The 8,585-nt window shown below is 67.9% G+C and carries 7 protein-coding genes; 1 reads left to right on the top strand and 6 read right to left on the bottom strand.

The window, feature by feature from the left end; genetic code table 11:
• Positions 1-106: 106 nt before the first annotated feature.
• Positions 107-2,212, bottom strand: coding sequence for a hypothetical protein (locus NR101_RS10755; RefSeq protein ID WP_256776677.1), 2,106 nt, complete (start codon positions 2,210-2,212; stop codon positions 107-109).
• A gap of 367 nt (positions 2,213-2,579) precedes the next feature.
• Between NR101_RS10755 and NR101_RS10750 the strand changes: the two genes are divergently transcribed.
• Positions 2,580-2,945, top strand: a complete 366-nt coding sequence (locus NR101_RS10750) for a helix-turn-helix transcriptional regulator (protein WP_306175497.1) — start codon at positions 2,580-2,582, stop codon at positions 2,943-2,945.
• 62 nt (positions 2,946-3,007) lie between these two features.
• On the opposite strand, the gene ung is transcribed toward NR101_RS10750, so the two are convergent.
• The 5 genes from ung to rhlB all read right to left on the bottom strand — a co-directional run bounded on the left by ung (position 3,008) and on the right by rhlB (position 8,137).
• Positions 3,008-3,715: a uracil-DNA glycosylase gene (gene ung / locus NR101_RS10745; protein ID WP_256776678.1), complete on the bottom strand. Its 708-nt coding sequence runs from the start codon at positions 3,713-3,715 to the stop codon at positions 3,008-3,010.
• A complete protein-coding gene (locus tag NR101_RS10740; RefSeq protein WP_256776679.1) occupies positions 3,712-4,554 on the bottom strand; it encodes a response regulator in 843 nt (280 codons plus the stop codon). Before NR101_RS10740 ends, ung begins: the two co-directional genes overlap by 4 nt.
• Before the next feature lie 7 nt (positions 4,555-4,561).
• Positions 4,562-5,512 carry a permease-like cell division protein FtsX gene (gene ftsX, locus NR101_RS10735; RefSeq protein ID WP_256776680.1) on the bottom strand — a complete coding sequence of 317 codons (951 nt, stop codon included), beginning with the start codon at positions 5,510-5,512 and terminating at the stop codon, positions 4,562-4,564.
• Complete coding sequence (ftsE, locus tag NR101_RS10730; protein ID WP_256776681.1) at positions 5,509-6,195, bottom strand: cell division ATP-binding protein FtsE; 687 nt, start codon at positions 6,193-6,195, stop codon at positions 5,509-5,511. Before ftsE ends, ftsX begins: the two co-directional genes overlap by 4 nt.
• Before the next feature lie 220 nt (positions 6,196-6,415).
• Positions 6,416-8,137: an ATP-dependent RNA helicase RhlB gene (gene rhlB / locus NR101_RS10725; RefSeq protein ID WP_256776682.1), complete on the bottom strand. Its 1,722-nt coding sequence runs from the start codon at positions 8,135-8,137 to the stop codon at positions 6,416-6,418.
• Positions 8,138-8,585: the final 448 nt, after the last annotated feature.

The following is an 8,585-nucleotide window of genomic DNA, read 5'->3' as shown; positions in this document are numbered from 1 at the left end:
TCCTCGAAAGCGTTCGCCCTGCCCTTGCGGGCCGGTCGGTCACGATGATCCTGTCCATCCCCAGCGCGAGGTCATCCCCGCGCCCACTGCACTGCCACCGCGCGCGTCAGTACGCGCCCGGGTTGCTGCTGAAACTCACCGGCACACTGATCGTTGCCTGCCCGCCATTGATCAGGTTCACCCCGACGTTGACCGCGCCATCGCCCACCGCCCCACCCGTGGCCACCGCGCAGGCGCTGCCGGTGGACGCACTGCAGGTCCACGCGCCACGCAATGTGGTGCCGTTGGGCAGGGTGTCGGTGACCACCGCATTGGTGACCGCATCGGGACCGCCATTGCTCACCAGCAGCGTGTAGGTCGCCGTGCCGCCCGGCGTGTAGCTGCCGCTGCCATCGCTCTTGGTGATCGACAAGTCGGCCTGTCGCGTTCGATTGGTGATGCGGCACACCAGGGTGACCGCGGTGGCGGTCATCGCCGGCGCCTGCAGGGTGAAGCTGCCGCCGGTGCCGGAGGACACCACCGCGTTGTTCTGGTCCAGGCACTGCCAACTGCTGGCGTAGCGCGTGAGCGTGGTGCCGGCAGCCGCCGCCTCGGCCAGCGCGTAGCTGCCGCCGGGTACGGTGATGACGGCAGCGGTGGCACCGTTGTTGCCGACGTTGCTCGCAGAGCCGACGGTGCTGCCGTTGTAGGTGATGGACAGGTTGAAGCGCCCGGTGTCGCTGGTCGGCTGCAGGTCCTTGACCAGCTGCAGGGTAGCTGCGCACGCCTGGGTCACGCCTTCCACGGTGAACACCGCCTGGCCGATGCGGATGCCCAGCAGCGCCAGCAGGTTGTCTACCAGTCCGCCCAGCAGTGCGGTCAGCACGGGGGTGACCAGGGCGTTAACCTGCGTGCGGATCGGCGTCAGCAGCGCGTTGACGATGCCGTTGACCAGGTCGGCCACCGGCAGCGGCAAGGCGATGCCGGCCAGCAGCGTCACCGTCGGATTGCCGCTGGTCACCTGGATGCTCAGCGAGTTGACCAGCGTGGAGACCATCGTCGCGGCGCTGACCGTCCCGGCGGTGAGCGTGCGGGTCTGTGGGTACGGGCCGGTGAAGCTCGCGCTCTGCAGGCCCGGCGTCGCGGTGGCGTAACTACGGATGGTCACCGTCAGTGGCACGGTCACGTCGGCGATGGGGGTCAGGATGCCGAGGACGTTGGCCGACACCCGCACGCTCACGCTCAGCGAGGTCAGCGTCGCCGCGCTCAGCGCGGTGGAGGTCAGCACCGTGCTGCGGTTGAAGAAGGTCGCATCGCTGATCTGACCGACATACAGGTTCACCAAACCGGGGCGCGCCTGCAGCGTGACCGCATTGCCCACCAGGTTGATCGCCGAGATCGAGCCTTCGGCCCGGGCCACGTCGGCGTACACCTGCAGGTGCAGCACGCTGGCGCTGATGCTGGTGTTGGACAACGACACCCCCAGCAGATTGAGCCCGCTGAGCGCGGCGCTGAGGGTGCCGGTGTTCAGGCCCTGCACAAGGTCGAGGTCGAGCTTGATGCGGATCGCCGCGCTGTGGAATGCCGCACCGACCGCGCCGCAGGTGTAGACCGGCGGCTCCACCACCTGCAGCCACAACCGCACGTTGGCCACGCCATTGAGGCCGAGCGCGGCGGTGTTGACGGTGATCGGCGTGGGCGTGGTCAACACGTTGCGGAAGTTGTACAGCTGCACGCCGCCGGTCAGCAGGTCGAGCACGTTCAAGTTCACCGTGGCCAGCGAGCCGGTGGGCAACGCGATCTGCAGCAGGTCGGCCAGGCGGATGCTGCCGGAGGTACCGGCCACGCCCAGCGGCAGCGCGTTGAGTACGTTGGCCGCCGCGGTCTGGCCGTCGGCCTGCAGCACCTGCACCATCGCCGCGCGCAACTGGCCCAGGGTGATGCTGGCGTTGAGAACCTGGCTGGGATCGCTGACTACCACGCCGCCGTTGAGCTGGGTCAGCAGCGCGTTGAGGTTGATTCTGGCGCCGGCCAGGTTGTTCCAGTCGGCCACGCTCAGATTGACCGTCGTGCCCGGCAGCAGCGCGCCGAACAACAGATTGAGAACAGGGCTCTGGGTCGAATCGACCGAGGCCAGCCGGGGCCCGGCGCTGACGCAGGCACCGGCCGTACAGGCCGACTGCGCCTGCGCACGGCCCAGGCATGAAAGCACCGCCAGTATTGCGATCAGCACCCATGCCTGCCATCGCAATGACGAAACTTTCACGCCTTTCACATTAACCATACGTGCGTCCCCGCCGATTTTGAGCAGCGGCCGACCGTGGCGATGGATTTATTCCGTCGCCGTTCTGATCGTCAGCTGCCGGTGTCGTTTCCCGCTTGGGAATCCGTTTATGTCCGGTTCGGGACGATTAATGCGGGGTAACTAAAAGTCCGTCAAATCAAGGCGGCGTGAAACACGGGGGAAGCGACGCTTGCCGGCGGGTCAGCGTCCAACCATTCCCCCTGCTGCAGCAGCAAGCGGAAGCAGTTCTGTACACAGGACAAAAGAATTGCTTTCAGGGAAGCCGTGCTTACCTAACAGGGAAAGGGGGCAGTAAATGCAGGCGATGTGCGACAGAATCCGGCGGGCCCGATTAACGGCTGGCCTGTCCCAGACACAGTTGGCGTTGGAAACCGGCGTGCGCCGTAGCGCCGTGGCGCAATGGGAACGGGAAGGCGGCACATCCCCGAGCGTCCAACATCTTTCACGCGTCGCAATTGTGACGCAAGTCCATTTTGAATGGTTGGCCACGGGGCGCGGTCCCGGCCGTCCCGACGATGGCGCCGAACTGCCGCTCCCCGAGCCGGCGCCGGTGGAGGCGGCACGCACCGTCCAGGAAACCGAGATTCTCTCGCTGCTGCGACGGATGCCGGCGCGCAAACGCCAGGTGGCGCGCGCGATCATGGAAATGCTGACCGATTGAGATAATCGTCGCGGCGTGGTGATCGCCGCGCATCCCGGCCGTCGGCCGGGGGCCAGCGCGGGTTACAGCGCCGCGCGCGGCGGCAAAGACCAGTCGATCGCGGTCTGCCCACGGCGCTGCAGGTACGCGTTGGCCATCGAGAAGTGATGGCAGCCGAGGAAGCCGCGGTGCGCCGACAGCGGCGACGGATGCGGCGCCTTGAGCACGCGGTGGCGACCGGTGTCGATCACCTTGCCCTTCTGCTGCGCGTAACTGCCCCACAGCATGAACACCAGGCCCTCGCGCTCGCGGTTGAGGGTGTCCACGACGTGGTCGGTGAACCCTTCCCAGCCGCGCTTCTGGTGCGCGCCGGCCTGCCCCTCTTCCACGGTGAGCACCGCATTGAGCAGCAGTACACCCTGGCGCGCCCACGGCAGCAGGCACCCGTGGTCCGGGCGCGGGATGCCCAGGTCGGCCTCCAGTTCCTTGTAGATGTTGAGCAGCGACGGCGGCACCGGCACGCCGGGCATCACCGAGAAACTCAGGCCATGGGCCTGCCCAACACCGTGATACGGATCCTGGCCGAGGATCACCACCTTGACCTGCTCGAACGGGGTGGCGTCAAAGGCCGCGAATATCTGCGGGCCGGGCGGGAATACATGCGCACCGGCGGCCTTGCGCTGGCGCAGGAAGCTGGACAGCTCACGCATCTCCGGACGCAGCAGCCACTCGCCAATACGGGCCTTCCAGCTCGGTTCGAGCTGGATGCTCGAGGTTGCCTCGTCGTTCATCGCACCACGGGTTTGTCGTTGAGCCGGGCCAGGCGCAGCTGGAACAGCACCTTGGTCACCAGCAGGCGTTCTTCGATCGGCTTCTGCACCAGATCGTTGGCACCGGCCTGCAGCAGGCCGGACTGGTTGAGCGGGTTGCCGTCGCCGGTCATCACCAGCACCGGCAGGCGGCGCTTGCCGTAGCCGAAGTCCACGCGCACGCGCTCGACAACATCCAGGCCGCTGAGCTCACCCTTGAGGGTGACGTCGGTAAGCACCAGGTCGATGCGGTGGCTGCTGCGCCCGAGCGATTCGGCGGTGAGCAGCGCGAAGGCCTCTTCGGCGGTCATCACGTGCAGCACGCGCAGGCCCTGGCGTTCGAGCATGCGCTTGGTCGCCTCGGCAACCACGCGGCTGTCCTCGACATACAGGATGGTCGCGCCGGGAATGGTCTCCGGCTGCACGTAGCCACGGATGAAGGTGGCCAGCGCTTCATGCCCCAGTGCCTTGTCGAAATAGTCGGTGACGTATTCGGTGAAGCGGCGTTGCTCCAGGTGCTGCTGCGCATCGCCGGACACCACGATTACCGGCACATAGGCCTGCCCGGCAGTTTCGCGCACCAGACGTGCCAGCGCCAGGCCATCGCCGTCGCTGAGCGTGAGCGAGGTGGTGACCAGGTTCACCGGCCCGGCCGCCAGCGCGCTGCGCGCCTCTTCGATGCTTGCGCAGCCCACCACGTCCACGTCCGGCAGTTCGCGTTGCAGCACATCGGCAATCAACTTGCGGACCAGCTTGGAACCGTCGACCACCATCACGCGCGGTGCATCGTCGACCAGGTGCTTCAGGGCTTGCGGGCGCATGCGGGCCTCAGGTTTCGGTCGGTCGGGTCTGGCGCAGGAAATGCCCCGTCACCAGCCACGCGCCCAGCCAGCCCAGCACCACGGTGCCGACCAGCACGAACGATGAATGCAGCAGGTCCAACCCATGCAGCACGAACGGGCTGGCATAACTTTCCGACAACGCGGCCAGCGGCGGGCGCAGCGCCAGCCCGGCCACGCCGATCAGGCCCAACGCCAGTGCACCGGCGCCCAGTCCGTACCACGCGCCCAGGTACAGGAACGGGCGGCGGATGAAGCCATCGCTGGCGCCCAGCAGCTGCAGCACGCCGATCTCGTCGCGGCGCGCCTGGATGTCCAGCCGCACGGTATTGCCCACCACCAGCGCCGCGCCCAGGCCCAGCAGCACCGACAGCACCTGCACCAGCCGCGTGCCAAAGCCCAGCCAGGCGTCCAGGCGCCTGCGCCACAGCGCATCGTGCTGGACCAGGTCGGCCTGTGGCAGGCCCTCCAGCGAGGTGGCCAGGCGCGCATCATCGGTGCCGGCGGTCGGGGTCACGATCAGCAGGGTAGGCAGAGGATTGTCGTGCAGCGCATCGATCGCCTCACCCAGCCCGGCCCCTTCGCGCAGTTCCTGCAGCCCTTGCTCGGGGGTCTGCACGGTGACGTTGCCCACGTCGGCACGACCGCGCAGCGAATCGGCCACCTGCCCGGCCGCCGCTGCGGCAACGTCCGGCTTGAGGAACAGGTTGATGTCGCGCGACTGCTGCACGCTGCCGGCGAAATGCGTGAGGTTGTCCAGCGCGATCGACAGGCCCAGCGGCAACGCCAGGGCCAGCGCCATCACCATGATGGTGAGCAGCGTCGCCCACGGCTTGCGCCAGGCGCGGCCCAGGCTGAACACCACGCTGTGGCCATGGTGGTGCAACCATACGCCCAGGCGCGACGGCGCCGCGGCTTCCTTGTTGAGGGGTGCGTTCATTCGGCCAGGTCCTGCGGCGAGATGTCGTCGATCAGCTTGCCGTGGTCCAGGATCAGCACGCGCTTGCGCATGTGCCGCAGCAGCGCCAGGTCATGGCTGACGACCAGCACGCTGGTGCCGCGATCGGGCAGCTCGGCGAACAGCGCCATAATTTCCGCCGCCAGGGTCGGATCGAGATTGCCGGTGGGTTCGTCGGCAACCAGCAGCTTGGGCTCGCTGACAATCGCGCGGGCGATGCCGACGCGCTGCTGCTCGCCAGCCGACAGCTGCGAGGGCAGTGCCTTTTCGCGGTGGCCCAGGCCCATGCGTTCAAGCACCGAGCGCACGCGCTTGCCGATGTCGGCGCGGCGGGTGCCGCGCAGGATCAGCGGCAACGCCACGTTCTCGGCGATGCTGCGGTCCATCAGCAGGCGGTGGTCCTGGTAGACCGCCCCCACCTGCCGCCGGTGACGCGGAATATTGCCGCCACGCACCTTCAGCAGGTTGCGCTCATCGAAGATCACCGCGCCACGGCTGGGCCGCTCGTCGAGGTGGATCAACTTGAGCAGGGTGCTCTTGCCCGCACCGGAGTGACCGGTGACGAACAGCATTTCGCCGGGGGCGACATCAAAGCTGACGTCGACCAGGGCCTGGTGGCCGCCGGCATACTGTTTGCTGACATTGTCAAAACGCAGGACGCTCATCCCCTGATTATGCAGGACGAGGGTGACGACGTGCAGGTGGGGGTGCATCGATCGTGCCGGCCGTTGGCCGGGGGACGCAACATCGCATTCGCGCTGTCGCCCCACGGTTGGCTGCGCCAACCATGGGCCCCGCAGTATCAGCAGCGGATCCCCGTCGCTTCGCGACAACCCCCTTACCAAGGGGGCGGGACCTCGGACCGCGCAGGTCTGGCGTCAGGTCTTACGACCCGGACAGCATCCGACGGATCTTGCGACCGATGCGGGTCAGGAAGGACGCGCTCGGATCGGCAGCCGGCGTGCCGCGCATCGGCTTGGCCGCCACCTGCACCGGCGTCACCGGGCCGGTCGCTGCCGCACCCTCGGCGCCTTCGACCGGACGGCCGTTGCGACGACGACGACGCTTGCGCGGCGCGCGCTCGCCGTCCACGGCCGGACTGCCTTCGGCAGTCGGGGCAGCGGTCGGAGCCGCAGTCGGCGCAACCTGCGGCGCGGCCTCTGCATCGGCCACGACGACCGGTGCCTCACCTTCCACGCGCGGCTTGCGCTCACGGCGCGGCTTGCCATCGGCACTGCGCTCACCGGGCGCGCGGCGCTCGCCACGGCCGGCGGAAGGCTTGCCGCCGCGCCCGCTGCTGCTGCCACCGCCACGACGCTGTTCTTCCGCCGCACGCGCTTCGCGCGCTTCACGGAAGATCTGGCCAACGCTCTCGTTCTCGTCGTCGCCTTCCTCGCCCGGCGCGGCCGGTGCGCGTGCGGCGCGCGGCAGCGAGGTCAGGATCTCGCTGGTCACCGGCTCGACCGGGATCTTCTGCTCGATGTAGGCCTCGATGTCCGGCAGGCCCATCGCATAGCGCTCGCAGGCGAAGCTGATCGCATCGCCTTCCTCGCCCAGCCGGGCGGTACGGCCGATGCGGTGCACGTAGTCTTCGGCGTCGAAGGGCAGGTCGTAGTTGTAGACGTACTTGATGCCGTCGATGTGCAGGCCGCGCGCGGCCACGTCGGTAGCCACCAGGATTTCCAGCTGGCCCTTCTGGAAGCGGTTGAGCAGGCTCTCACGCTTCTTCTGCGGCACATCGCCGGACAGCACGCCCACGCGGTAGCCGGCCTTTTCCAGCGACCGGGCAACACGCTCGACGAACACCTTGGTGTTGACGAAGACCATCGTGCGCGCGCCTTCGCTGCGCGACAGCAGGCCCAGCAGCAGCGGGATCTTCTCTTCGTCGGCCGGGAAGTAGATGCGCTGGCGCACGCGGGCGGCGGTGATCGACTCGCTCTCCACCACCAGCTTCTGCGGCTCGTTCATGTGCTCGTAGGCCAGCTCCAGCACGCGGTGGCTGAGCGTGGCGCTGAACAGCAGCGTCTGGCGCGTCGAGCGCTCGGGCATGCGCCGCAGCAGGAAGCGGATGTCCTTGATGAAGCCCAGGTCGAACATGCGGTCGGCTTCGTCGAGCACGCAGATTTCGCAGGCGTGCAGCGAGACCACCTTGTGCTGCTTGACGTAGTCGATCAGGCGGCCCGGGGTGGCGATGATCACGTCCACGCCCTGCTGCAGGATCTCGCGCTGCTTGTCGTAATCCACGCCGCCGTAAACCAGCGCAAAGCGCAGGCCCAGGTCCGAACCGAACTTGACCGCATCCTTGTGGATCTGGATGGCCAGTTCGCGGGTCGGGGCCAGGATCAGCGCGCGCGGGTCTTCGGGCTTGCGGTCGGCCAGTGCCGGGCGGGTCAGCAGGCGGTTCACCACCGCGACCAGGAAGGCCAGCGTCTTGCCGGTACCGGTCTGGGCCTGGCCGGCGACGTCGCCGCCGGGCAGTGCGACTGGCAGGGTCAGCGCCTGGATGGGCGTGCAACGGGTGAATCCGGCTCCTTCAAGGCCGGCCTGCAGGGCCGGATGCAGTTCGAAGGAGGAAAAGGTCAAATCGGTCAGCGGTTTGTCGCTCATGTGTCCGTCTTGGTAAGGCCTGCCCGGCAGCGGTGCGCGGGAGGCTTGCAATCTTGGGGGGCACCGTCGCCATTGCGGGCCCTGCGCCGGGATCGGCGGGGCCGGACCATCGGGTCCTGGGGCGCCGCACAGTGGGGCAGTTTAGCGCAATGTCGGCGCCAAACCGGGCTCTGGCGTCGCAGCCGTCGGCGAGACCGCCGGCCATGGGCCGGACCTGGCCGTCGACGAGAGGGTCGAAGAGGGCGCTTTTTCACCGGTTTCACCGCGCCTGCCGCCAGTTGAACGGGACGCGCGCGCCCGCTGGTACTGCCTCTCCAGCACCCACATATCCTCCTCAGTTGCCCGATTAAACCGGGACGCCAATCACAGGATGCTCGGTTCCACCCCATCTCTGCCCGCCTGCGACGTTAGCGGTACACTGCCCGCCGTGAGCGACCAGGCATCCACC

It is taken from the genome of Stenotrophomonas sp. Ste86, assembly GCF_024519465.1.
Classification (GTDB): Bacteria; Pseudomonadota; Gammaproteobacteria; order Xanthomonadales; family Xanthomonadaceae; genus Stenotrophomonas.
The sequence above is the reverse complement of the archived record's forward strand: the minus strand, read 5'-3'. Positions and strand labels throughout refer to the sequence as shown.

What these genes read in the sequence shown, in the direction of transcription:
- NR101_RS10750 (WP_306175497.1), top strand. Translation starts at nt 2,580, where the DNA reads ATGCAGGCGATGTGCGACAGAATCCGGCGGGCCCGATTAACGGCTGGC.
- ung (WP_256776678.1), bottom strand. Translation starts at nt 3,715, where the DNA reads ATGAACGACGAGGCAACCTCGAGCATCCAGCTCGAACCGAGCTGGAAG.
- NR101_RS10740 (WP_256776679.1), bottom strand. Translation starts at nt 4,554, where the DNA reads ATGCGCCCGCAAGCCCTGAAGCACCTGGTCGACGATGCACCGCGCGTG.
- ftsX (WP_256776680.1), bottom strand. Translation starts at nt 5,512, where the DNA reads ATGAACGCACCCCTCAACAAGGAAGCCGCGGCGCCGTCGCGCCTGGGC.
- ftsE (WP_256776681.1), bottom strand. Translation starts at nt 6,195, where the DNA reads ATGAGCGTCCTGCGTTTTGACAATGTCAGCAAACAGTATGCCGGCGGC.
- rhlB (WP_256776682.1), bottom strand. Translation starts at nt 8,137, where the DNA reads ATGAGCGACAAACCGCTGACCGATTTGACCTTTTCCTCCTTCGAACTG.